15 protein-coding genes are annotated in these 25,434 nt (G+C 50.5%); 5 read left to right on the top strand and 10 right to left on the bottom strand.

The window, feature by feature from the left end; genetic code table 11:
• Window positions 1-130: 130 nt before the first annotated feature.
• On the top strand, window positions 131-2,866 hold the full coding sequence (locus ACFO9Q_RS21370; RefSeq protein ID WP_379185611.1) for an alpha-mannosidase: 2,736 nt from the start codon (window positions 131-133) through the stop codon (window positions 2,864-2,866).
• A gap of 80 nt (window positions 2,867-2,946) precedes the next feature.
• Here the strand turns inward: ACFO9Q_RS21370 and ACFO9Q_RS21365 are convergent, their stop codons facing one another.
• The 10 genes from ACFO9Q_RS21365 to ACFO9Q_RS21320 form a co-directional block, all read right to left on the bottom strand.
• A complete protein-coding gene (locus tag ACFO9Q_RS21365; RefSeq protein WP_379185652.1) occupies window positions 2,947-4,041 on the bottom strand; it encodes a GerAB/ArcD/ProY family transporter in 1,095 nt (364 codons plus the stop codon).
• A 39-nt stretch (window positions 4,042-4,080) separates the two neighbouring features.
• Window positions 4,081-5,178: a Ger(x)C family spore germination protein gene (locus tag ACFO9Q_RS21360; protein WP_379185610.1), complete on the bottom strand. Its 1,098-nt coding sequence runs from the start codon at window positions 5,176-5,178 to the stop codon at window positions 4,081-4,083.
• 27 nt (window positions 5,179-5,205) lie between these two features.
• On the bottom strand, window positions 5,206-6,696 hold the full coding sequence (locus tag ACFO9Q_RS21355) for a spore germination protein (protein WP_379185609.1): 1,491 nt from the start codon (window positions 6,694-6,696) through the stop codon (window positions 5,206-5,208).
• Between the two features lie 136 nt (window positions 6,697-6,832).
• A complete protein-coding gene (locus tag ACFO9Q_RS21350; protein ID WP_379185608.1) occupies window positions 6,833-8,149 on the bottom strand; it encodes a glycoside hydrolase family 28 protein in 1,317 nt (438 codons plus the stop codon).
• A 135-nt stretch (window positions 8,150-8,284) separates the two neighbouring features.
• Window positions 8,285-13,222 carry a carbohydrate binding domain-containing protein gene (locus ACFO9Q_RS21345; protein WP_379185607.1) on the bottom strand — a complete coding sequence of 1,646 codons (4,938 nt, stop codon included), beginning with the start codon at window positions 13,220-13,222 and terminating at the stop codon, window positions 8,285-8,287.
• 198 nt (window positions 13,223-13,420) lie between these two features.
• Entirely contained in the window at window positions 13,421-14,332 is a 912-nt protein-coding gene (locus ACFO9Q_RS21340; RefSeq protein WP_379185606.1) for a carbohydrate ABC transporter permease, read from the bottom strand.
• 16 nt (window positions 14,333-14,348) lie between these two features.
• Entirely contained in the window at window positions 14,349-15,248 is a 900-nt protein-coding gene (locus tag ACFO9Q_RS21335) for an ABC transporter permease (RefSeq protein WP_379185605.1), read from the bottom strand.
• Window positions 15,249-15,432: 184 nt separating this feature from the next.
• On the bottom strand, window positions 15,433-17,154 hold the full coding sequence (locus ACFO9Q_RS21330) for an ABC transporter substrate-binding protein (RefSeq protein WP_379185604.1): 1,722 nt from the start codon (window positions 17,152-17,154) through the stop codon (window positions 15,433-15,435).
• 82 nt (window positions 17,155-17,236) lie between these two features.
• Window positions 17,237-18,652, bottom strand: coding sequence for a response regulator (locus tag ACFO9Q_RS21325; RefSeq protein WP_379185603.1), 1,416 nt, complete (start codon window positions 18,650-18,652; stop codon window positions 17,237-17,239).
• Window positions 18,645-20,366 carry a sensor histidine kinase gene (locus tag ACFO9Q_RS21320; RefSeq protein WP_379185602.1) on the bottom strand — a complete coding sequence of 574 codons (1,722 nt, stop codon included), beginning with the start codon at window positions 20,364-20,366 and terminating at the stop codon, window positions 18,645-18,647. The genes ACFO9Q_RS21325 and ACFO9Q_RS21320 overlap by 8 nt, the downstream gene beginning before the upstream one ends.
• Window positions 20,367-20,638: 272 nt before the next feature.
• Here ACFO9Q_RS21320 and ACFO9Q_RS21315 point away from each other — a divergent pair, with 272 nt between their 5' ends.
• The 4 genes from ACFO9Q_RS21315 to ACFO9Q_RS21300 all read left to right on the top strand — a co-directional run bounded on the left by ACFO9Q_RS21315 (window position 20,639) and on the right by ACFO9Q_RS21300 (window position 25,402).
• Complete coding sequence (locus tag ACFO9Q_RS21315; protein ID WP_379185601.1) at window positions 20,639-22,174, top strand: cellulase family glycosylhydrolase; 1,536 nt, start codon at window positions 20,639-20,641, stop codon at window positions 22,172-22,174.
• Window positions 22,175-22,396: 222 nt separating this feature from the next.
• Entirely contained in the window at window positions 22,397-23,407 is a 1,011-nt protein-coding gene (locus ACFO9Q_RS21310; RefSeq protein ID WP_379185600.1) for a ketoacyl-ACP synthase III, read from the top strand.
• A 75-nt stretch (window positions 23,408-23,482) separates the two neighbouring features.
• Window positions 23,483-24,574, top strand: coding sequence for a glycosyltransferase family 4 protein (locus ACFO9Q_RS21305; RefSeq protein WP_379185599.1), 1,092 nt, complete (start codon window positions 23,483-23,485; stop codon window positions 24,572-24,574).
• 84 nt (window positions 24,575-24,658) lie between these two features.
• Window positions 24,659-25,402, top strand: coding sequence for a glycosyltransferase (locus ACFO9Q_RS21300; RefSeq protein WP_379185651.1), 744 nt, complete (start codon window positions 24,659-24,661; stop codon window positions 25,400-25,402).
• Window positions 25,403-25,434: the final 32 nt, after the last annotated feature.

Genomic DNA, 25,434 nt, shown 5'->3' with positions numbered 1-25,434 from the left:
ACAACTTACTCCTTATGAATTCAATATTTCTATTTACAATAAGCTTAATTACGAATATCATTGGTCTATATATAATATAACAAGTTAACTATACAAGTTGTATACTTGTATATGTAACGGAGGGTATCTAATGACAACACAGACTCATGTTCATGTCCTATCACACACACATTGGGATCGGGAATGGTACTTGCCCTATGAGAAGCACCACCTGAAGCTCATTCGACTCATGGATTCCGTACTTGAGCTGCTTGATCGGGACCCGGAATTCAAGAGCTTCCATCTCGACGGACAGACCATAATAATTGAAGATTACTTGCAGGTTCGCCCTGATATGCGGGGCAAGGTTGAGAAGTATGTTCGCGAAGGCCGCCTCATTAATGGACCTTGGTACATTCTTCAGGATGAGTTCCTGACGAGCAGCGAGGCTAATGTGCGCAACTTGCTGATTGGTCATCAAGATGCAGCTGCATTCGGCCCGGTAGCCAAGATCGGATACTTCCCTGATTCCTTCGGTAACATGGGACAAGCTCCGCAGATGATGCGCCAAGCTGGCATTGAAGCTGCTCTATTTGGCCGAGGCGTTAAGCCAACCGGGGCCAATAATGTAGTGACTGACGGAGACTTCGAATCTCCCTACTCCGAGATGGAATGGGAATCCCCTGACGGCTCTAAGGTGTTAGGCATTCTATTTGCCAATTGGTACCATAATGGAATGGAGATTCCCGTTGATCCCGAAGAGTCGAGAGTCTATTGGGAGCAGAGAATGCAGGATGCTGCTAAGTATGCTTCCACTCCGCACCTGCTCTTCATGAACGGATGCGACCATCAGCCAGTTCAAGCGAATCTGACCGAAGCGCTGCAGGTTGCGAAGCAGCAGTTCCCTGATGTCGAGTTCATTCATACGAACTTCCCTGATTATATTAGAACTGTGCAGGGAGCCGTTAGCCCTGATCTGAAGATCATTCGCGGAGAGCTCCGCAGCCAGCGCACCGACGGCTGGGGAACACTGGTCAATACAGCCTCCGCGAGAGTCTATATTAAGCAAGCCAACCAAGCCTGCCAAGCACTGCTAGAGAAGGTGGCTGAGCCGCTGGCTGTCCTTGCCAGCAACGTTGGAGTTCCTTACCCTCATGACTTATTCACGTACAATTGGAAGATGTTAATGCAGAATCACCCTCATGACAGTATCTGCGGCTGCAGCGTAGACGAAGTTCACCAAGAGATGATGACGAGATTCTCGAAGAGCCGCCACCTGACCGAAGGTCTGATTGAGGAGAGTACAGCGTCCATTACCGGGGAGATTAACACTGATATCTTCAACCATGCGGAAGCTGTTCCATTCGTTGTCTTCAATACGGCAGGAGTTGAGCGCAGCGGACTGATCCGCATCGACCTGGATCTGGAGCGCGTGCCGCTCTATGAACCATCCCCAGCTGAGATTGCGCAAGGGCTAGCCTCACACTCCATTGAAGGGAAGATCGTTAACCATGAAGGTCAACTCGTACCCGCTGTATTCGAGGACTTAGGCGTAGGATTCGGGTATACACTGCCATCGGACAAGTTCCGCCAGCCTTATATGGCAAGACGAGTTCGAGTTGCCATACAAGCAGAGCACGTTCCGGCTGGAGGCTATGCCACTTATGCGTTCATCCCAGGTCCAGCAAGCGAGGCTGCTGCTGCAGATCATCAGGATTCATTGCGTTCAGAGGGGAATACCGTTGCCTTCGATAACGATAAGCTGGGTGTCATCATTGCAAGCAACGGCACATTCACCGTCATGGACAAGGCAACCGGCAAGCTGTACCGCGACTTAGGCTCCTTCGAAGATACGGGGGACATTGGCAATGAATACATGTATAAGCAGCCTGCTGGGGAGCAAGCTCGAACAACTGCACACCTTCAAGCTGATATTCAGGTGCTTGAACAGAGTTATCTTCGTACAGTCGTTGCGATTGAATTAGATTGGGAGATTCCTGCCCACGCGGAGTCAGCGCTAACGGTCGAACAACAGCAGATGGTACACTTCCCTGACCGCAAGTCGCAGCGCACGAGCACGACTGTTCCGCTCAAGCTGCACACCGTGCTCACGTTGGAGAGGGGAGCCGACGTACTCGGTATCCGAGTGTCCTATAATAATCAAGCGGCTGACCACCGGCTCCGGATGCTGTTCCCAACGGACTTGCAATCCGATGTCCATGTGGCTGATTCGATCTTCGAGCTTGCAGAGCGGGATAATGTTCCTGCAGTAGAGTGGAACAATCCTAGCAACTGCCAGCATGTTCAGACCTTCGTTGCTGTGGATGAGCAAGCTGCTGGACTTGCCGTTGCCAATCTTGGATTGAATGAGTATGAGGTTATGCGTGACGGTCGCAATACAATTGCAGTCACTCTGCTGAGAAGCGTTGGTGAGCTGGGAGATTGGGGCGTATTCCTCACCCCCGAAGCCCAATGCATAGGGGAACAGACGGCTGAGCTCCAGCTCATACCATACCGAGGCAGAGGGAACCGTCACGATGCTGCTGTCAAGGCTGCTCTGTTCCATACACCATGGACAGCTGTCCAGACGACCGTTCATTCAGGCTCCTTGCCTGCGGTCCATCGCCCGCTTCAATGGGGGGGCAGCGAGTTGATACTATCTGCTGTGAAGCTTCATGCTTCCACTGGAGATCAGATCATTCGCTGGTACAACACCTCGAACAAGCCTGCACAGCTCACTATTCATGCAGATGCTGCCAAGCAAGCTTGGTACAAGAGCAATATACTTGAAGAGAACCTGCTGCCGCTCATACCTGCTGATGGCTTGCTGACGATAACCGTCGGCCCTGCAGAGATTATAACGTTAGGCTGCAGACGAGCAGATTAACTAAGGGTATGAAGTACACGATGTGCTATAGACTACCGTAATAGTAAGGCGGTGCCGAGCTTGTACGCTCCTGCACCGCCTTATACTGTGTTAATCCGCTTTTTCTTAATAACCTGCGTAATGATGAACATGAGAGGAATATAGCCGTATATGACATATAGGCCAATGGTCGAATACAGCTCATGCATCCGCCTGATGCTGCTGCGATCTTGTACGAAGTGCTCCAGTATGAGAAATCCGGCAAGTAATCCTAGCAAGCCTCTGCTCGGCTTCACTCTTAACGTATTCTTCATGCCGCGGCAAGCGACCCACAGGCTGATGCCAATGTTAGCTACAATCTTAATCATCCACAACGATATCGCTAAGTACTCTAATCTCTGTAGAATCGGCACCTCGATAATCATGATCATCGACAGTGTCGGCCATATAATCTGACGCAATTGTCCTTCGCTGTAATACATGAATGTAATGAAGGAGGTAATAAGATAGAGTGACGTGACGAAGATGACCGTCCAATGTGCCCACTTCTGCGACTTGGCCGGTGTCTTGATGAAGGGATAGTACATGATCAGCGCTTCGAAGCCCATGAATGGATACAGCATACTCTTGGAAGAGCGGACGATATCCTGGAGCGAATGGTTCATTACGGGCAGCAGATTCATGGGATGGCGGAACTTGAACGTAATGACGAGGATGGGAATAACAAGCAGATAGGAGAGAATCATTCCCCAGAAGGACAAGCCAGTAATCGCGCGGAATCCTCCCGACACGGTGTAGTGAATGAGCACAACCAGAGCTATACTGATGGCGAGTACGCCCATCTCTGGAAATATCCACACTTGAATAATCTCGATATAGGATCGAAATTCAACAAACGCGCCTGAATAAAAGTACAATACAATTAGCAAGTTAACGCCATTCCCGAGCCACTTCCCGAAGTATCTCAAGTTAATGGACGTTATGTCCTCTGCTTCGTGATGGGCGGTAGACAAAATACGATAGATCATCCAGAGAATAACATGCACGCTAATTGCCATGAGCAGCACAGAGATCCATCCATCGTAACCCGCATCTTGAATCAGTTCACGTTGAAAATTCAATACACCTACGCCAACCATACTGACATAAATAAGAAAAATGATAAAAAAGGGAGAAATCGTATTTTTTTCGTTCATCGTGTTAGCCATATTCTCCCCCTAGCCAGCATCGCCATTTTATTCTGTCAGACCATATTGGGCAATGTTTACTTTTACGTTCACCTTGGTCTCCAGCTGTGCATATTGTCTGTAGAACTTCTCCTCATTCCACTGCCTGGAGCGGCTTCGCAACAAATCACCGAATCCGATTGGATCTACTTTATTTTTTTGGAACAGGTCAATTAACGAATAAATCTCTTGACTAAAATAGGACTCCAACATGCGCTCCAACTGAGCAATCTCGTAATTGGAACGTAAGTTGATTCGATCGGGCAGATCCTTTACTTCCACTTTCAATTTCAAATCAATCGCAATAGAAGGAATCGGTTCGAAGCGATTTACGGTATAACTCACTTTAGAGTGTATGCTGCTCATTAAGAGGAACTCATTAGCACTGCTCTTCGCTCCTGAGCCTGCAATAGGAATCATGTAGCTTCCATTCTTCGAGTTGTCCAACAGCAGCTTGAGCAGGAAGGATTCTCTAATCCCAATATTGGCAACGTGCTTGCTGCCTCGGAATAATGCGAGTCCGTCTATCTTAATCTCTCCCCGCTCCACCTTCAGTCGCGGGAGGAATAGATCCCGGCCTTCGCCATAGTAGTTGAACAAGATCTCATGAAGATTCTGCATGGGCAAGTTCCCATTCCTCATGTTCTGCTCTATCATGGAGGATAGAAAATAAGGCCGATGTGTCTTCTGAACTATCCTAAGCAAGGCTGACCCTTCTCCGTCTGCTACAGCCATCTGAAGCATCGTGGGAATCTTGGGATCCCTGGACAAGCTGTTGATCTCCCCTTCAATTCCTTCACTAGCATAGGACTGCCCGAACAACACCATTCTTAATTGTCCGTATTGAATAGGGTCCTTCGTCTTCGTATTCAGTCTTGGCATAATGTCGTAATTCGAGTTCGACTCCGTATCCAGCAGCTGCAGCTCTGCTTGGCCCCTATCCTTGTAATGAGCGATTAGGACCGCACTTCTCACCCGATGATTAGGGGCTGTGTCGAAGCTAATCGTCTGAACCAATTCCATCTGGTCAATAATATGCTGATCACAGCCAGCAAGCAGCGCACACGTGAACGTGACTAGAATGGTCCACCTTGTCATCAGAGCCATATCCCAATCCTCCCTTCTTCCTATTAGCTACTCATCATCTAATTCATGCTTGCGCTGCACAACCTTCGGAGTGTACCTAGTTGGAGCACCGGTCCTTAAGTATTGAGGTCTGCGATTCAGCCATTGATACGAGGAACGAATGAAGCTGTCCCTTAGATCTGTCACTCGCAGCGGGAAGGCAGGCAGCATATAGGGAGAGCCCAAGGACGTTAGCCGGGTGATATGGACAAGAATGAATCCAATCCCGAAGAACATCCCGATGCCGCCCCAGCTTGCAGCAAGTATAATGATGGGGAACCGCAGGAAGCGAATCGTATTCGACATCTTGTAGATCGGTGTTGCGAATGAGGCTAAGGCAGATAATGCAACTATAATGATTAATACATTGCTCGTCAGAGCGGCTTCCACGGCCGCTTGCCCCAGAATAATACCTCCAACGATGCCCAAGGTCTGTCCGATTCTTGAAGGCAGCCTGGCCCCCGCTTCTCTTAGGAACTCGACCGTTATCTCTAAGAACAGAACTTCAATGAGCGGAGAGAAAGGTACGTTCTGTCTAGAGTAGATCAATGGCCCGAGCAGATCCTTCGGAACCACTTCGTAGTGGTACGTTGTTATAGCAACATACATGGCAGTAGCGAATAAGGAGAAGAAGACGCCGAATATCCGGATCATTCGGAAGAAAGAACCAATCATCCAAGGCAAATAATAATCTTCTGGAGATATAAAAAAATCAAACAAAGTAGAAGGCCCGGTCACAAAGTAAGGGGACCCATCGCTTATGACTGCAACCTGACCACTGATTAAGGCATAGACGACCCTATCCCTTCGTTCTGTTGATAGGAACAATGGAAATGGAGTCCATGTATTGTCACACATAATCTCATCGAGCTGAGAGGAATCGAATACGAGTTCAAAATCAATATCTCGCAGTCTTTGCTCCATCGTGTCTATGTATTGCTTATTGGTAACTCCTTCAAGGTACAGCAAGGCAACCTTAGTCTGGGAGAGGGAACCGATCGTAATCTCTCTGACAACTAAGTTCGGAACCTTGATTAGCGCTCTGATCAGCCGAATATTCGTATGAATATCTTCGACGAATCCGACCTTAGGACCAACTACACTGAATTCATTCTCTGTATCGTTGCTGTCTCTTAACCCTAACATATTAGGTATGTTAACGAGTGCACATGGAAGGCTGGACTTATCAATCTGAATCATGATAGAACCGCAGAGCAGCTTAGCTTGAACTGTATCAACCTCATACGTAATCTCAATGTCATCGATGGGAACCCATGCCCGGATATGTTCGAGTTGTTCCAGCTTCTCCTCTCTGCCGCGATCTTGCATAGGAAGTATCACATGATACTGGAGCAGCTTCTCATCTATTAATGTTTTGTAATAGGAGATAGTGAGTTGCTGATCTGGCAGATTAATGGATGTCGTTACGAAGTCACTGGATTGTGCACATCTCTCTAGCAGCTGTTGTAAGGTCTGGCTCGATACCTGAAGCTGGTTCATAGGCTAATCCGTGATTCCTTCCTTCTATAAGTTGACTGCACGCCTGTTATCATAACCAAAAACCCCTGAATTATCCTATTCAAGCACATAGGATGACTCAGGGGTATCACTCAGAGTTATTAATCAGGGTTCAAACTTAAAGGAAGTGTATGTCTCTAGCTAACTCTACGACCATTCTTGCCTCACGGGCGGACTGTGCGTGCTCACCATGAATTATGATATTGTCGAATACGATATCCTCTACCATATGCTCCTCATCCCAGCCTCGGATAATCGATACAGGGTACGGACCGTCAACAACTTGTATATCCTTGAAAACAATACCTCGAATGGACCCCCGCTCTTCATCCCTGGAATACTTAGAATGAAGAATCTTAATATCGAACAGCTTCTCCTGGGCATCCTCTACTCGTATGTTCTCATAGTGAATGTCAGAGATGGCCGCTCGGTCCCCGTGATGAATGGTGAACGTACCGCCGGACTGATGTCCCTCGAACTCACAGTGGATAATATCGCAATTGAAGAAGACGACATTGCGGATAGACTCGCAGCTGGTCTCATAGCCGATCTCAAGGCAGTTGCCCCAATTCGCGTTCCAGAGCACGCACCGCTCGACCCTCACATTGTTCACATTCTTAAGCCCCGCAGGATCCATATAGCTTACCGCCTTCACGGCAACGCAATCATCATTAGACCGGATGAAGCAGTCTTGAATGGTCACGTTCTCTGAGCCGACGACATCAATCCCGTCTCCTGTTCCTTCGAACGTAATGATGTTGAGATCAGCAATGGATACATCCGTACAAGCAATCGGAACGACATGCCAGTTCGCACCGTCCACGATAGTGATGCCTTCCAAGCGGACATCCCGGCACCCGACCAGCTTGATCATCTGTGTCCGATTCTCATAAGGAAGCACGGGACCGTTCCGCCAGTTCGATCCATCTAGAACGCCTCGTCCCTTGATTGTAATGCCGTCTGCATATTCTGCAATGACCCTTCCTCTCACAATAGCCCCTTCTTCAAGATACAGGGTCTCTCCCGCGTGCAATCTAATCTCACCTGCTTCATGAATCTTACCAGCTTCGTAATAATGAATGCCCGGTCCGCGAACGGGCTCGTCCTTCTCCAGCTCATGCACGAATAGCAGCAGCGGGCTTCTAAGATCGCCGTCGAGCTCCAAGCTCAGCTTGGATGGAGAAGCCACGCTCACTCGAAGCTTGCTTCCTTCCCGCTGCGGTGTCAGTCCTGCCTTCAGCGGGCGAAGCTTGTATTCTGAATAAGGGTGCAGTACATCTATCTCCATATCCGCCACGCCATTGAGCGATATAATTGCGTAGCTGGCCACGTCGCATTGATGCACGATAACCTCTTCTCCATTGACCTTAAGTCGATACTTATCCGAGAGCCGTACGCTCTGATTCAGTTCCATATGGCTAAGCTGCTGATTCATAGGTGAATCCATCCTCCTTCGAGATCGTCTGCTCCTATCCTAATTCGATGGAGCACGTCACACAATAGAAGATAGGCAATTGCCAACAGAATTCAGAGGTAGTGACGACGATATTCCCCGGAGAGGTTCAACAGCTTATTCCCCGGTTGAAGCGGATAACGAAGGATAGAGCAAGTGATAGACACGATAGATAACCGCTGCGGCTTCCGCTCTTGTCAGCGTATCATTCGGAAGCAAGGCGTTGCCGGTCCCCTGGATTAGACCTGCCGCTGCCAGAGCTGACGCGCTGTCCACCGCATAGCTGCACAGCTCTGATTCGTCAGCGAACGGTGCAAGAGCGGCATACTCCCCTTCAGGAAGGGGGTGTCCTCCCAGGGCAAGAGCGCGCTTCAGCAGGACCATCATGTCCTGTCTCTTCAGAGAGGCATCCGGCAGGAATCGCCCATCTGCTGTACCGTTCACAAGTCCGATAGAGCTTGCTGTGCGTATCGCATCATAAGATGGGTTCGAGACTGGCACATCCGCGTAAGATCGGCCTTCCTCCTTAGCTGAGAACGAGAACAGGCGAAGAAGCATGTGAACGAACTCGGACCGAGTGACTGAGGCTGTTGGATCATACTTACCTTCGGACTTGCCCCTAATAATGCCCTTGGCCGCCATGGATGCAATGTATGGCCTAGCCCACTCGGCTTGCTTCAGGTCATTGAAGGACGCTTCTACATAAGCTACCGCATATTCACCCAGCTCTGCCGCCTGGAAGACAACACAGCGTCTAACCGCATCATAATGCCCGCTTGAGACGGTCTGCGAAGAGCCTTCATCCTTGATGTGAAGGATGGTGATGAAGTCTGGGTTCTCTCCCTTCCCAAGCTTGTATGGAATGCTGACTTCCATTACAGCTGTGGGTTGGCTAAGCTTCACTGGCTTATCGTCAGCGAGCAGGGAGACCGCAACGCGCGGACGGTCTTCAACGATCTTCATGACCTCAGCTCGTAGTGCTTCCTTCCCTTGACCTATCGTAAGCAGCATGTCATCCGCGACCCCATTCGGCTTAGCTTCCGCGGCTGCCAGCCACAGATCCTTGTTCGTTCGTAAGCTGCCGAGCTCCGTGCTGACCATTAACTGCTGATTCGAATTCATAGCTGACAACGCTTGGACAGGAAGATCGACACCATAGGCATCAGCGCCCTTGGCCTCATCTAATGCAATCTCTACCGTCCGAACTTCCTGCTCGGCGCCTGCATCATTCTTGAAGACTAGCTTCACAGCTTCCGTATCCAATACCGCCTTCGCGAGTCCTTCATTCTGCGGGTAATAGGAGGTCGGTCGAATCGTTATTCGGCCATCTGGATGTCTTACAATCTGCGACTGTCCTGCTGGGTCCGTTCCTCCGCCAGTACCGCTAGGTCCAGGGTCCGTCCCTCCTCCCGCAGGAGGTCCCTCTGGCTCAGCTTGTTGAACGTTCTTATACCAGCCATAAGCAGGCGCTTCCGTAAGCAGAATATTATCCGCATAGAACTTCACCAGTGAGGTCTCGTCCTTCCAGATGAACAGCTGCGGCGATTCCATGACAGCTGGTGTGGTGAATGAGATCTGCTTATACGTATAGTTGCCTTCCGTGAACGACAGCTTGTGCTGAACATTCACACCGCCCTGCTGATACTGGAACCCAATCTCCGTAGGATGGTCGCTGCCAATCGCAGCTTCATGTGTTCCCCATGCACCAAGCACATACGTTGTATTGGGCTTAAGCGGCATCGGCTGACCGCCGCCGTCACCTGCAGACGGGTTGCCGCCTGTCCCTACTTGCAGAGCTTGCAATCCACTGACAACCCGGTCTGCTTCCTTGGTCACTGACAAGGTCGAAGACCAGTTCATCCAGCCTGTCAATCCAGCTTCGAACCCCGCATTAAGCACCGGATTCTTAACTTCAGTCAATACAATTCCGTCGGTATAGAAGTCATAGCCTGCACCGATTGCCTTCGGCTTCCAGATGAACAAGGTGCCGCCTGTAAGCTCCGGCGGAGTAGTGAAGTGAAGGCTCTTATACGTATACTCCTTCTCATTGAACGGAATTCTATAGTGCACTTCCTCCGATTCGCCCGGCACGGAATACTTCATTCCAATCTCCGTCTCCTGACCTGCAGCCGGACTGTCTGTATTCATGCCCCAGGCTCCAAGTACATAAGTCGTATTCGGCTTCAGAGCGATGCTCTGTCCGCCGCCGTCACCGCCGGCACCGGTATGCCCTACCTTCAGCGCGGTCACGCCGTCAATCACTCTCGTTGTATCTGTCTCTAAGGATTGGGTCCAATTCGACCATCCCATCAGCCTGTCCTCGAAGGATCCGTTGGCAACGAGATTACGTACTTCCTTAAGGGAGAGATCGTCGAGATAGACATCATACCCCTGCTCGCTCTTCGGCTTCCAGATGAAGAACATACCGCCAGACAGCTCAGCCGGCGTTGTGAACACGAGCTGCTTGTATTCATACTCTGCCTTGCCATAGACAAGCTTATGATGGACTTCACCTGCGACGCCCGGCGTAGAGTACTTGTAGCCAAGCTCCAGCTCTTGGCCTGCTGGTATATCTGCGCTTGCCTTGCCCCAACCGCCTAGGACATAAGTTGTGTTAGGCTTCAGCTCGAACGCTTGTCCTCCTCCATCTCCACCAGCACCCGAATGAGGAACCTTAAGCGCATGTGAGCCCGCCATCCCTTGGGGGCTCTCTACGACAAGGGAATTACTCCAATTCATCCAGCCGTTAAGCCCGCTCTCGAAGCTGCCGTTCGTCAGGAGATTAGGGGCCTCTGTATCAACAGCAATGGATTGATAAGCGATATTATTATGAAGATTGCCATCTCCTGCTTCAATGAGCTCCGCCACCACCTGGAAGTCCTTGCCCTCCTGGACTTGAATGGGTACCAGGCTTGTCAGCTCGATATCGCCTCCCGCTGGGACCGTTACGTTCTGAATCACCCACCCGGCAGGATATCCATTCTGCTTGAAGGCTACGTGTACAGGTGTATTCACCAGATCTACGGTTCCTCTATTCTTCACCTTCGCCGTTAAGGTAATGGCATTACCTGCGGATACAGGCCCATCCTGGCCTGTTCCAATATGTGCAATAACGAGATCGGGACTCCCTGATGGAATAGCGTCATCAGCAATGGCCGTCCGTTCATCATTCTCGGGCCGCACATCTCCCGCATATTCCACGACGGCCTTAATGGAGGCTCCCCCGCCATGCCACGCCAACACATCCGAAGATACCGTAAGCCCTTGCTGGAATGGCAGCGGCCCCGCTGCTTCCTTCACGGAAGACAGCTGATCATTCACATAGAACTTGACTGTGAACCGGTCCGTGTCAGCTAGATTGGACGTTCCCGTATTCTGTATGACGGCAGCGGCCGTCGCTTGGCCCGATGCTGCTGCTGTCCCGTCTACGGCCAGCTGCACGACCGCCAGATCAGCTCCGTCTTCCGTATACAGGCCATGGTTGTCGTCCCAGATCAGCTTACCGGACAAGGACAGGTTCGAGGGCTCGCTGCCATCTATCCGATTGACCTTCCAGCCTCCGGATTGTTCGGCTCCTGTCGTCAGATTGAACTTATCCGTTCCATCCCAGTGCCAGTACATGCGTCCAGCCTTAAGTCGGGGGGCGACATCATACATGGTCCGGACAGCCCCAGTATTCGATGGCAACCCATCTGTCCCATACTCTCCAATAATAATAGGGAGCCCCAGGCTGTGAATGCGTGTTATATATTGCTGAAGTCTTGTGCTGGCTTGATCCCATTCTCCATACATATGAAGGGCGTAGACGATACCGCCATAGACCGAGGATAGCGCTGGACCCTCCTGAATAACGGCGCTGTCCTGATCGCCGTTCTTATAGCCGTAACCTTGTCCCCAATTATGCTCATCCAGCACAATCAGATTATTCGCTCCCTCGGCACGAACCGCTTGAATGAATGTCTCGTGAACGTCCTTCCAGCGCTGAATGGAATCCGTCTTGGACAGTCCCCCCGTTCCTGGTTCGTTGAGGAAGTTGAACCATACATAAGGGTTGTCCCGATACGTTGCCGCCAGACTCCTCCAGAATGCAGTGGTCTGCTCCATAGAAGGGTAGTGCTTGTCCCCATCTGTATAGGCATTGTCCTTCGGATATTCCCCTGTGAAGTCATGATTCTCGAGCATGACAACCATCTTCTTCTTCGTGAACCATGTAATTAGCTTATCGAGATCCCCATTGTTATTCGGAACGCCGTTCGCCTCCAGCCGAGGGAACATATTGACACGAATCGCATTGAACTTCCATACCTCGGTCATGAGATCCAGATCCTGAATCGTATCTCTCGACCATGGCCATCTCGGGCCGTTAACGTTCACCCCTCGAATAATGAATTCCTGACCGTCAGGGCGCTTAATCGTCTGTCCGTCAAGGGTGAAGTTGCCGTCTGCCATCGTAGGCAGGGCACCAGCTGGCTCAGATGGCTGAGGTACTGCAGGGTAGATGGATGATGTCTCGGTAAGGGAGAAGTCATCCAGCCGGAACTCCTGCGTACCCGACTTCCATATTCCCAGCTGAGATTGGTTCGCTGCATCAGGCCCGTATTCGGTGTTCGCCGGCGTAATGAAGGTTGTCTCGTAATAGGCGTAGTCCGTATTGCTGACGGTAATGGTCTCGAAGTCCGACCGGATAGCTTCTCCGACCGTCTTCAGCTTAACGATTACGCTGCCGCTTCCTGACGATACCTTGCCCCAGAAGCTCAGCTTGTAGGACTTGCTCGGCTCCAGCGGAATGAACTGGCCCGCCCCTCCATTGCCCGCACTGCCAATGAGCAGCGCACTTGCACCGCCATGAACATCGCTGGACGTAATGTCTGCATGACTCCAGTTCGACCATGGAGCCATGCCTTGCTCGAAGCTGGCGTTCACAATTAAGGTATCCTGCGAAGCAGGCGCATTGCTTGCTTCTGCTGTCCGTAACGGAACGACAGGAAGAGCCACCACCGCCAACAAGATCATTAGCAAGGGAAGCTTTATCCATTTTATATAGACCTTTTTCATATTACCTTCATCTCCCTTAACCGATCGATTAGTAATAGCGCTTACATATTAAGTTTACGAGGGATTGTTCTCTCGTGCATCGTCAAGCTGTCGGATCAAGGGTAGACTTGTGTCGCGAGCTGCTGCTTCAGCTTGGGTCAACCTCTGAACAATAGTCTAACCCCGTACTGCATGGTGCAGTGCCGGGGTTAGATAGGGTTACTCCTTGACCGATCCCAGCATGATCCCGTTAATGAAGTAACGCTGGAGGAAGGGGTAGATAATCATAATCGGAATCATGGTGACGAAGATCTTGGCCGCGTTCAGCGTCTTGTTGGACACCTGAATGGCCGAAGGATCCGTCGCAATGCGTGTTGGGTCGATCTGGACGACAATCCCTTGAATATAGGTCTGGAGAGGAATCAGATTCTGGTCCTGCACCATGATGAGCCCGAGGAAGTACTCATTCCAAGTGAACACAATGCTGAACAGAGTGACGGTCGCCAGGACCGGGATGGAGAGCGGAATGTAGATCTGGAACAGCATCCGCCATGGTCCAGCGCCATCCATAGCCGCCGACTCGTCCATCTCCTTCGGAATACTCCGGAAGTAATTCATAACCAGAATGACGTTGAAAATATTCACAATCATAGGAAGCACAAGACCAAGGAAGGTATTGGTCAGATGCAGCTGCCTCATAATCATGTAAAACGGAATAATACCCGAGTTGAACATCATAACGAAAATCAGAAGCCACATATATATGGGCCGAAGCGGGAACTTCTTGTCACTTCGTGAGAGCGGGAACGCCAGCATGATAGACACGAAGAACGAGAGAACAACGACGGCGATGACGCGCTGGACCGAGATGCCGAAGGCATGGAGGAAGCGCTTATCCTGGGTGATCTTCACATAGTTCTCGAAGTTCAGCCCTTGCGGGTAGAACGTGACGAGTCCGGCGTTCGCGGGTCCCGGTGAACTGAGCGAGATCGATATCGTATGAAGGATCGGGAAGATACAGATGACGGAGACAAACAGCATAATTACATAGATGATGGCATTAACAGGATCAATGGGCTTACGGGTCTTCTTCACGGCTTGAGCCTTAGCCGGCTCAGCAATGGTAGTCAAGATGAGCTCCCCCTCTCTAGAAGATGCGGTAGTTAGCGAACTTAGAGGCCAGCTTGTAGGCCACGACTATGAGAATGAAAGAGATAGCCGACTTGAACAATCCAATGGCCGCCCCAATCTCATATTGGAAGTCCTGCAGCCCTACACGATAGACATAAGTATCAATAATGTCGCCTGTCTCATACACAATCGGGTTGTACAGATTGAAGATCTGGTCGAATCCTGCATTGAGGATGTTCTGCAGACTTAGTGTGCCAAGCAGAACGATCGTTGCAGCTAGTCCTGGAATCGTAATATACAGCAGCTTGTGCCAGCGGTTCGCACCGTCAATCTCTGCTGCTTCATACAGCGTAGGATTAATATTCGTCAGAGCAGCTAAGTAGACGATCGCAGCGAACCCGAACTCCTTCCAAGTATCCGTCGCAATCACAATGGTACGGAACCAGTCGTTGCTCCCGAGGAACATGATAGGCTCTACGCCGAAGCGGCCAATGAACTTGTTAATGATGCCGTCCAGGCTCAGCATATCGCGCAGAATACCCGCTAGTATGACCCAGGACAAGAAGTGAGGCAGATAGACGATGGTCTGTACGACCCGCTTGAACAGCCGCTTGCGAACTTCATTAAGCAGCAATGCGAAGACGACTGGGACAATAATGCCAACCGCCATCTTGAGTATCGCAATAATAAGCGTATTTCGAATAATTCGGATACTGTTCTCGTTATCCCATATAATTCCGAAGTTTTCGAACCCCACCCACTCCGATTGCCAGATGCCGAGACCAGGGTTGAAGTTTTTGAAGGCAATGACGATACCTGACATCGGCCATAGATTCATGAGGATAATTATGAGCAATCCAGGAATCAGCATGATCTGGTAGTGCATGTATTCCTTCTGGAATAGGCGCCTTATCATATTCTCTCTCCTTCACTTAGTAATAACTTGTATGTAAGCCTCATTATATAGGGAAGGGATACAGGGATTAGAGGCCTTGCTGTTGCCTCGTGGGGGGATTATTGTCGCTAGTTCACCAGTGCAGCCTCCCTTCCACCTGCGCAAATAGAAGAGGCGCGGAATCTCCGCGCCTCAAGCTGTTTTTTTATTTCTTAGCTGCTTCGTTAACTTCCTTCGTAATCTCATCTCCGCCTGATGACTTCCACTTCGCAGCGAAGCTGTCGAAGTAATCAAGGGACTCGTCACCCATAATGATCTTAATGTAAGCTTCCTTCTGCTGATCCTGCAGCAGCGCCCACTTCTTCTCCATCGTAGGCGTGGTGCCAGGGAATGCATTGAATACAATCTCTTCCTTATTATCAATCGTTGGCTTAAGACCGACTGCCCATGCAGTGTACTGCTGCCAGTTGCTCACATCATCCTTGGCTACAGCCTGATCCTTTAATGGCTCGTAGGATTTAATCTTGTCGAAGATCGTCTTCTGCTCCTTATTGAGCGTGCTCTCATCTGCTTGGCCATCCAGAACCTGCTGGAATAACGTCATCGTCTTCACAACGGTATTGTGATCCGTCATCCCTGCTCCAAGACCAGGGAATTGTGGATGCTTCTCGGTTGCATCCTTGTAGAGACCCGTGTTCCGAGCATCAATCAATTCTTCATACTTGCCATTCTTCACATCAACATTAAGGTTGATTAGCTTCACAATCAGCTCAGGATTCTTGAAGCCCTTGCGTACTACATAATAGCTGGTAGCAGGAGTATCAATAGAAGCATGGATGACACCGTCCTTCGCAAGGCCATAGGCCTTCCACTTCGCATTCGGGTCATTGGTCACACTGTTCTGCATCGGCCAGAGCGGAGCCCACCACGGCTGGAAGAACAAGCCTGTCTTATTCGCGCCTATATCCTCTGCCGTCTTCCCGTTATCCTTAATTGCGAATTCCTTATCAAGCTCGCCGTTCTTGTACATCTCAGCAGCGATCTTCAGGCCTTCCTTCACCTGAGGCTGAATGCCGCCCCAATCGATGCTGCCATCCTCCTTCTTCACCCAGATAGATGGATAGGCGCCGAGATAGTTGAATACCGCATCGAACTTCTGCATATCGCCGGACTTGGAGGAGACGCCGTCTGGCGCCGCACGCAAGGACAACCCCATGCCTTTCTTATCAGCGAATGCCTTAGCAACGGTACGGAGATTCTCAATGGAGGTCGGCTCAGGCAGCTTCAGCTCCTCCAGCCAATCCTGACGGACCCATACAACGTTGGTCTGGGACATATCCATCTGAGCTGGAATCGCCATGATCTTCCCATCATAGGTCACTTGCTTCAAGGATACATTGTCCAGAGCACCGTAGATTTCCTTAAGACGCGGAGAAGCATACTTCTCGAATACCTCAGTCAGGTCCTCAATCATATCTCCCTCAACCAGCTGCTTCAGCAGCGCATCGCGCTTGCTGCCTTCAACGGTGAATACATCCGGGATATCGCCGCTGGCAATAGAGATAGCAAGCTTATTGGCATATTGTTCACCGTCTGTTGGGGCCATCCATTCAATTTTTTCCTTCACATTCAGCTTCTCTTCCTGGAACTTGGTGAACATATTATTTTCATAAGATTCCCCTGCCGGGAATTTCGGATCTTGATTAATTCCGCGTACCGTCGTATATTCAACCGTTTCTTCATACTTGCCAATGGGATCTACAGGTTCTGTAGAGCTTGACCCTTCATTGGTTGCTGCTGGTGTATCAGAGTTCGTGTTGTTGCCTTTGTTGTTACTGCCGCTGCTGCATGCGGCTGTGGTCCATAATATGGCTAAGATTAGTGAGAGCAGCATGAATGTCCTGCTGTGTCTGGTGAAGAGCTTCATTTTGTTTACCCCCTGATTCGTTGTGGATGTAACAGCTTACAACCCAATCATAGATTAGTTCTTCAGCAATTTAGGGGAGAATTCAGTTGCTTGTTGGGTCGTCTTTTGTCGTCAGTTGACCGCCCAATCTAACCTCACGTGGAAGTCTGCCGGTCTGCTGTCGGAAAAACTTGCTGAAATACTTGTCATCCTGAAAACCTACCGCTTCAGAAATCATATAGATGGGCTGATTCGTCTCTTGAAGCAGGGTCATTGCCCGGTCAATTCGGAGCAGGTTGTACAGCTCATGGAAGGAGATGCTGCTGAATTGCTTGAAGCAATGGCTGAAGTAGCTTCGATTAATATTCACCTTGCGAGACAGCTCGGTCTGCCCAACTCCGTCACTCATCTCGTCCATCATCATCTGAATGGACCGGATCAGACCAAGGCACACCTCCTGAGACAGCTCCTCCGATCGGAACAGCTTCCGGATCTCGCTCAGCCACTGCATCCATTGCTCCCAGAATGAGAACCCTTGCCGGGGATGAGGCCATTCCTGCAAGGAAGCCATTAGAGGAAGATGCCTCCAGGCAGACACCGTACCGAGCAGTAGAGCGGTCCAACTGTCCATAGGCGGCTTCACTATCCGCACTTGCTCCGTCCATGCCCTGAAGGCATCATCGTCGTATACCCAGTCGAATCGCTTCCAATTGTACTCCAGCATATCCATACTTCCTGACGAGGCTAAGGGATGCTGGATCTCCTTCCAGGTCAGCTCAAGGACAGACACATCGAAGCGATATTCGTAATACAATCGCTTCTCATACAGCTCACTGAATAGATTCATTAAGGTCTGCTGAGGTGCTGCTCCCATTCCATGAATGACAGCTGGAAGCCACGCCGCGGTATTGACGGTATGAAGCACAGCCTCTCGCGTAATGGACGGCTGCTTGAGTCTCGCCCCTTCCAGCAGGAGAGCCTTACGGCCGATGACCGTCACACTCTCCTCTGAACTCATGAGCGGCAGCAGCTTCTCTTCCCTGAGCTTCTCGGCCTCTTCAGCCCCTAGTGAGAGGAAGAATATCCCCCATGGCTCTGCCGGAGCAAGCGGGATATCGCGGGCAGTCCGCCGATTCTCCTCCTTCATCCGCGTGGAGATACGGGCTATAGAATGATCAAGTGAGGCATCCTCAAGCTCGGTCTTGACAATATAGTCGATCGCTCCTAATCGAATAGCCTCCTGTGCGTAGTGGAAGTCCTGATGGCAGGTCAATACGACAATGGTCACCTCCGGATACCTCCGCTTAACCTCCTTAATTAATTCGAAGCCAGGCATGATCGGCATCGTTAGGTCAGTAATGAGCAAGCCTACCGAAGGATGCTCCTCGAGGAACTCGAGCGCCTTCTCCCCGTTCGCGGCTTCGCCGACAATCTGTATGTCATGGCTCTCCCATGGAACCATATGGATTAATCCCTTGCGGACAAAATACTCATCATCTACGATTAGTGCGTCAATCATTGGCATTCTCCTTCACTATCGCTGGTATGCGGATCGTCATAGTCGTCCCTTCCCCCAGCTTGCTCTTCACATCTAATCGATAAGGAGGCCCAAAATGAAGCTGAACCAGATTATTCACATAATTAAGACCGATGCCGAAGCCCTTGGCTGGTCCGCTATTATCGCTGAGCAAAGCATTAACCTTGTCCTCGGTCATGCCCTGGCCGTTGTCTGTCACCGTTAAGACTAAGTGCTGCTGCGTATCCATCTCTGCCGTTACAGTAATAATGCCCCCTTCATCCTTGAAGGCGTGGTACAGCGCATTCTCCACCAGCGGCTGCAGAGAGAATCGAGGGATACTGAAGCTGCCTGCTTCCTCTTCCACATCGATATCGACTCGGAAGGTATAGTTGTATCGAATCTGCTGGAGTTGAATATAATCTCTGAGCGCTTGAACCTCATCTGCCAGTCGGACGATGCCGCCCTCCTTGCCAAGATTGTAATGAAGCACGCGGGTGAATACCTTCACGAGCGTAACGATCTCCTTCTGTCCGTTCATCATCGCAATCCATTGAATCGTATTCAGTGTATTATGCAAGAAGTGAGGGTTGATCTGATTCATCAGCTTCTCTACCTCCAGCCTGCGCTTGCGGTTCTCCTTCTCCTCCACCTCAGCAAGCAGCTCTCCAATCTGCACCTTCATTGCCGCGAATCGCTTAAGCACATCATCGAATTCAAGGATGCCCATGGGCACCACTTCCTTCTCCAGACGATTCATCGAGATCCACCTGATCTCTTCCTTGAATCGTGACAGCGGCCTGGAGATCGTCCGCCATATAATCCAAGCAAGGACGAGGCTCGTCATAATCGTAATTGCACTAATGATCAGGAATCGCAAGAGCCACTTATTAATATCCCGTTGAATATCTTCCCTGGCAATGAAGGCAATGAGCCTCCAGCCCTTCGAGCTCTCCTGTGCGTAGGAGACATGGCCCCCATAATCTTCCCCAGGCTGCAGCTTGGATCCGACGGGAATGAGCTCCGGCTTCTCACTGTATACGACCTGATTATCAGCATCTGTCAGTACATGAGAGACAGGGAAGCCGTACTGCTCCTCTCTGAATATATTTCTCGTGGCGAGCGAGCTCGTCTCCAGGTAGACATAGAAGTCATTATCCGAGATCATGCCGTCCACCTTACGGAGGATGGATAGCACGGGGCGGGGCTCTACCAGATTCATGGAGGGGTGAAAAGCGAAATACTCCACGTTCTTCTTCCGATTAAGCAAAGGAAAATCAGCCGGGTCCTTCTCATTGTTAACGTTATAGTAATCGAACAAATATTCCTTCGTCTCCGGAACATAGTAGAACATCGTACCGATGACAACGTTCGTATACAGAACCGATTCTAACGTTTCATTCACGCTTCGCAGCAGTCCAACCTTCTCGGAGGCTGAGGCTTTTAGGTAATTTTGAATTTTGATCCCTGTCGTACCATAGGCAAGCTGCTTCGAAGCAAAATCAAGATTATTAAGCGTGTTCTCCAGCGAGATTCGCTCCACCTCCAGATTGCTCTGAATCCCCTTCTCCACCCGATTATTAAGGAGTGAATATATAGAAGAATAAGAGGTGACACCAAGCAGAGCGAGCGGAATAAGAACGCTTACAATCAAAGCGGCTACCAGTCTCTGGCGAAGGGAACGTGTCTTGCCCTGCGGGAGGAATGGAAGTTGCATAAGCGAGCACCTCTCTTGTCTAGTTAGTTAAGTCGAATAATTCTATCGAATATAGAATGGAGATACAAGGGTTAATTGTTAGAAGGAAGAGGGTTCTTGTTGCATGACGGCTCATTGTGTGTGATATTCTGCACACAGAATACCCACTGTCATCTCCCTTCGTTCGTACTATACTAAGGGCATCACTCAGAAGGAGGTGCTCAGGCAATCAATTAAGAGCGCTTACAGGATGGTAACAACCGAGCTATTACACAATTAGAGGAGATGATGATTTGCATTACTACAACAATACGTTCAACAGAAGCCTCCCGAAGTTCATATGGCTGCTAACTATTGCTCTCGTGCTCAGCTTAACTGCTGCTGCGTCACACTCGATTCCTACAGTGCAAGCAGCAGGCAAGTTCTCCGTCTCCGGGTCCAAGATTCTGGATCGGAACGGAGTCGAGTTCGTCATCAAGGGGACTAACGTGAACGGCGAATACTGGCCATGGACAAGAGATACAGACGGCGATGCTTCCCTCATTGCAGATGTGTGGAAGTTCAATACCGTCCGTGTGAATATGTTCCCTCGGCTTGCCTATAATGGAGTAGCCAAGACTCAGAACATTACCGATATTGTAAACGCATTCACAGCTAAAGGCATTGTCGTCATTATTGAGAATCATGATGTGACGGGACGTTATCCGGAAGCCTCACCCGTAACGGTCGGCGCTGATCGTTACCCTTCGCTCAGTGAGATGGAAGCTTGGTGGAAGACGACCGCAGCTCCCTTCAAGGACAATGACCTGGTCTGGTTCAACCCGATGAATGAACCAGGCGCAGGCAGTTACTCCATGGCTGACTCGGTGAATAAGTGGTACAGCACCCATGACACACTGATTGCTGCCATTCGCAGCGTTGCCCCTAGCAACATCATCATGGTTGATGATCATGATTATGGGCAAGCGAACGGCTTCGTAGGCGGCGCAGCCAGCAATGACAGCGCAGTTGTGAAGCGTGGGCTGGATCTCAAGAACAAGTACCCGAACTTGGTATTCGATGTTCACATGTATGAGAAGTGGACGAATGGTCAGACCAGGTTCCAGAGCTACGTAGACACAATTAGAGGTATGGGGCTTCCTATTGTCGTAGGAGAATACGGCGTTGGCAGCAATGCGACCAAGTCTGTTGTCGATGCGATGTTCGCCGTAGCTGTGCCTGGCAAGGTAGGAAGAATCGTCTGGCATTGGTCCTCTGACGATGATGGCTTCGACCTGACCACCGGAACCCCGCAAGGCGGCGGTCATCAGATTAGTCACACGAACGGCACGAAGCCGACTAACCTGTCTTGGATGGGCAGCCACATATGGGATGATAATCGGGGAACATTGAGCACTCCACTCTATACTTGGGTAGCCCCTATGGATAACGGGGACTTCGAAGGTGGCCTCCGCAATTGGAACAACTGGACAGGCGCAAGTGACGATACAAGTCTGAAGTATGCCGGCTGGCATTCGCTTAAGATAGCTGCCGGAGCAAGCGGAGGCGCTGGGCAGTGGGCGGTGCTGAAGAAGGGCAAGACTTACAAGTTCACCGCATACGGCAAGCACAACAGCACGCCAGGCACACCGACGGAAGCAGGGGTCAAGTGGACGGTGAACGGCGTGGAGACGAACCACGGCCTCAGCTTCAACTCTTCTTCCTGGCAGTACAAGGAGATCACCTTCACAACGCCGAACAGCGAGATGGGCGAGATGTTGATCTTCATCTGGAAGGCCGATGCGGCAAGCCAATTCAATATCGATAACATGACATTGACGGAGTTGTAAGGAAGCTCGAAGTGCCACGTTCATTCTAATCACAATAATGAGAATACGAGTCGTCAGCGCAGCCCATCTACTATTAAGCAGATGGGCTGCGCTTATTGCTTGTCATCCATTATAACTTGCCCTTGAACGAGGGACGTTGACTTACCTTACACAATCCTATACAGTTAACACTAAGTACTAGTACCTAGTACTAATTACATTCCGAAGGGATGATGAATACCGATGAGTACCCCTAGCACTCCCAAGCTGCAATCCAATGCTGTCATTACAGCTATTGGTTCCTATGTGCCAGAACGCATACTGAGCAATGCCGATCTTGAGCAATTAGTGGAGACGAGCGATGAGTGGATCATCCAGCGGACAGGAATCCGGGAACGCCGGATAGCGCGGGAAGATGAATATTGCAGTGACCTATGCTTCGCAGCGGTGAGGAATATGATGGATCGCTACGGAGCCAGCGTTCAGGATGTCGATTATATTGTTGTTGCGACCTCAACCCCTGACACGGTCTTCCCGAGTATGGCTGCAAGGGTACAAGGGGAGTTCGGTATAGAGAATTGCGGCACGATGGATGTGCAAGCCGCATGTGCAGGATTCAGCGCAGCGCTGCAGGTGGCGAACGGCTTGATGTTGACAGGTGTGTACCGCAAGATTCTCGTCATAGGAGCAGAGACTCTGTCCAAGATTACCGACTATACAGACCGCACCACATGCATACTATTCGGTGACGGAGCAGGCGCGGTACTGGTAGAGCCTGTTCCCCATGGCGACCAAGGCGCCTTCCTTGCCTCCTACTCTAAGACCGAAGGAGCTGGCGGACATCAGCTGTACCGCTCCAGCCTCTCCTCCTCCATCGGGCCGCACGAGATCGCTTCAACGGGTACCATTGTACAGAACGGCCGAGAAGTGTATCGCTGGGCAGTCAGCCAGATTCCTGAAGGAGTGGGGCAGCTGCTTCATAACGCTGGTATGTCTGCCTCAGACATCGATTGGTTCATCCCGCACAGCGCCAACCAGAGAATCTTGGATTCCGTCTGTGAACGGACCGGGATTCCGACCGATCAGACACTATCCAGCATTGAGTATTATGGGAATACCTCCGCTGCGTCCATACCGCTGGCTCTGGATCTTGCTGTGCAAGCCGGACGAGTTCAGGGTGGAGATCTCTTGCTGCTGTACGGATTCGGCGGAGGCTTGACGCAAGCCGGTCTCATCCTCAGATGGTCAATCTAGAGCCCCTTTACCCAATCGGGCAGCCTCCATTCCTCATAAGCTATAGGAATGATGCTTGGCTACAGGGGTGAGAGGATGAAGCTTTTATTTACTTTTTTTGTACCGAGCGGCGGGGTGGAGACGTTGAATCGATTCCGCTGCCGCGCGCTGCTGCAAGCCGGAATTGAATGTCATCTGCTATATAAGCGGGATGGGGCCGGGAGGCAGAATATACTTGACATTCCGCATTATATAACAGATAGAGATGAAGACCTTAGGCACATCATTGCATCTCATCACTATGATGCGATTATTGTTACCTGCGACCATCTCATGCTGCTAAGGCTGAGAGAGGCTGGCTATCAAGGGCCGTTGATCTATGAGGCTCAAGGACTCGGAACTCTGGAAGCGGGAGCGAACACCATGAATGAAGGAACCCCCTTCATTCGTCAATACGCTTGCGGGGCGATCAGTACTCCAACCCCTCATCTCATGCAGCTGTATCACAATTATCTAGCCGGCTTCCCCTGCTTCTATGTGAATAACTTCATCGACACCTCCGTGTTCCATCATGAAGAGGCTCCCTGGCTGAATCCAACAGGCCAACCTATTCTAGCCTGGATTGGCCGGCTGGAGAGCAACAAGAACTGGATGCTATTCCTGCAGGCGGGAGCCGAGCTCATCCGCAGAGTTCCAGAGCTGCAGCTATGGATGTTCGAGGATCCTAACCTTGCAGAGCTCGGCGAGCGGGAGAGATTCCAAGCTGCAGTTGCCGAGCTTAATCTTCATCCACACCTTAGTCTTAAGCCCAATATCCCTCACTCCCACATGCCTTACTACTACTCTGCAATTGGAGATTATGGAGGAATGCTGATGTCGACATCTCGCGTGGAAGGGTTCGGCTACGTAGTTGCCGAAGCCATGAGCTGCGGCTGCCCCGTACTCAGCACCGATTCCGACGGCGTACGAAGCTTAATCCAACCGGAGGTCACAGGGAAGCTATTCTCAAGCGGGACTGTGATGGAGGGTGTCGATCAAGCGCTAGACCTGCTCTATAACAAGCCGAAGCGCGAAGCGCTCAAGCAGAATGCCCTCCTTCACATCCATACCAGCTTCTCCCCTGCTCGGTACACTGCTGATATTGTTAATGTGCTCGTTGCCTTAGGCATCAGAAGATTCGGCAGCTAATCCCTCTCCAAATATAGGTGAATGGTCCGGTTCATTCGTCGTGCCTGTACCCCCCTTGTCACCATATAGTGAGACTAGAATGTCATTACTCGGAAGGCGTGGTGTTATCTCATCGCACCCAAAGTATCAATTATTATTCCTTTCTACAACTGTGCATATATCGACCAAGCTGTAAGCAGTGCCTTGGGCCAGACGTATCCGAACCTCGAAGTCATTGTCATCGATGACGGCTCCACCCGTTATCAGGAGAAGCTTGGTCCATATATGAGGTATATTCATTATATTGGCAAGGCGAACGGCGGAACGGCAAGTGCGCTCAACTACGGCATGCAGCTGGCCTCCGGCAAGTATGTTGCCTGGCTGAGCTCGGATGACCGCTTCATGCCGGACAAGGTGGCTAGACAGGTAGCCTTCATGGAGAACATGAATGCGCAGGTATCCCATACGGACTTCGAAGTGATGGATGAATATGGCCGAATAACGGAGACAAGAGCCGCTATCAAGTTCCACTCTGCCAAGGCCTTCATCGCTGCCATGCTGAACTATTGCCCAGTCAATGGTTGTACGGTCATGATGACGAGAGACCTTATCTCGAAGATTGGCTGGTTCAATGAATCGCTGCCCTTCACTCATGACTATGATCTCTGGATGCGCATCGTCCTATCCAGAGTTGACTTCCATTACATGAATGAATCCTTAACCCTCTATCGCAGACACTCCCAGATGGGAACCGCAAGGCATATGGGCCAGATTATAATGGAGGCTGGACATACCTCAGCGAATTACCGGCTTGCACTGGAACAGCTGGTTGCTCTTCTACCCGGATGAACCTGCTATTCCATACAGAAGGGCTGTTCACC

The organism is Paenibacillus sp. GCM10023252 (assembly GCF_042653305.1).
Lineage (GTDB): Bacteria > Bacillota > Bacilli > Paenibacillales > Paenibacillaceae > Pristimantibacillus.
Note: the sequence above shows the minus strand (reverse complement) of the source record. Positions and strands in the feature narration are given on the sequence as shown.

Bases quoted from the DNA above. Each gene is read 5' to 3' on its own strand.
- ACFO9Q_RS21335 (WP_379185605.1), bottom strand. From the start codon at position 15,248: ATGATAAGGCGCCTATTCCAGAAGGAATACATGCACTACCAGATCATG.
- ACFO9Q_RS21310 (WP_379185600.1), top strand. From the start codon at position 22,397: ATGAGTACCCCTAGCACTCCCAAGCTGCAATCCAATGCTGTCATTACA.
- ACFO9Q_RS21325 (WP_379185603.1), bottom strand. From the start codon at position 18,652: ATGATTGACGCACTAATCGTAGATGATGAGTATTTTGTCCGCAAGGGA.
- ACFO9Q_RS21305 (WP_379185599.1), top strand. From the start codon at position 23,483: ATGAAGCTTTTATTTACTTTTTTTGTACCGAGCGGCGGGGTGGAGACG.
- ACFO9Q_RS21360 (WP_379185610.1), bottom strand. From the start codon at position 5,178: ATGGCTCTGATGACAAGGTGGACCATTCTAGTCACGTTCACGTGTGCG.
- ACFO9Q_RS21365 (WP_379185652.1), bottom strand. From the start codon at position 4,041: ATGAACGAAAAAAATACGATTTCTCCCTTTTTTATCATTTTTCTTATT.
- ACFO9Q_RS21320 (WP_379185602.1), bottom strand. From the start codon at position 20,366: ATGCAACTTCCATTCCTCCCGCAGGGCAAGACACGTTCCCTTCGCCAG.
- ACFO9Q_RS21370 (WP_379185611.1), top strand. From the start codon at position 131: ATGACAACACAGACTCATGTTCATGTCCTATCACACACACATTGGGAT.
- ACFO9Q_RS21350 (WP_379185608.1), bottom strand. From the start codon at position 8,149: ATGAATCAGCAGCTTAGCCATATGGAACTGAATCAGAGCGTACGGCTC.
- ACFO9Q_RS21330 (WP_379185604.1), bottom strand. From the start codon at position 17,154: ATGAAGCTCTTCACCAGACACAGCAGGACATTCATGCTGCTCTCACTA.
- ACFO9Q_RS21355 (WP_379185609.1), bottom strand. From the start codon at position 6,696: ATGAACCAGCTTCAGGTATCGAGCCAGACCTTACAACAGCTGCTAGAG.
- ACFO9Q_RS21345 (WP_379185607.1), bottom strand. From the start codon at position 13,222: ATGAAAAAGGTCTATATAAAATGGATAAAGCTTCCCTTGCTAATGATC.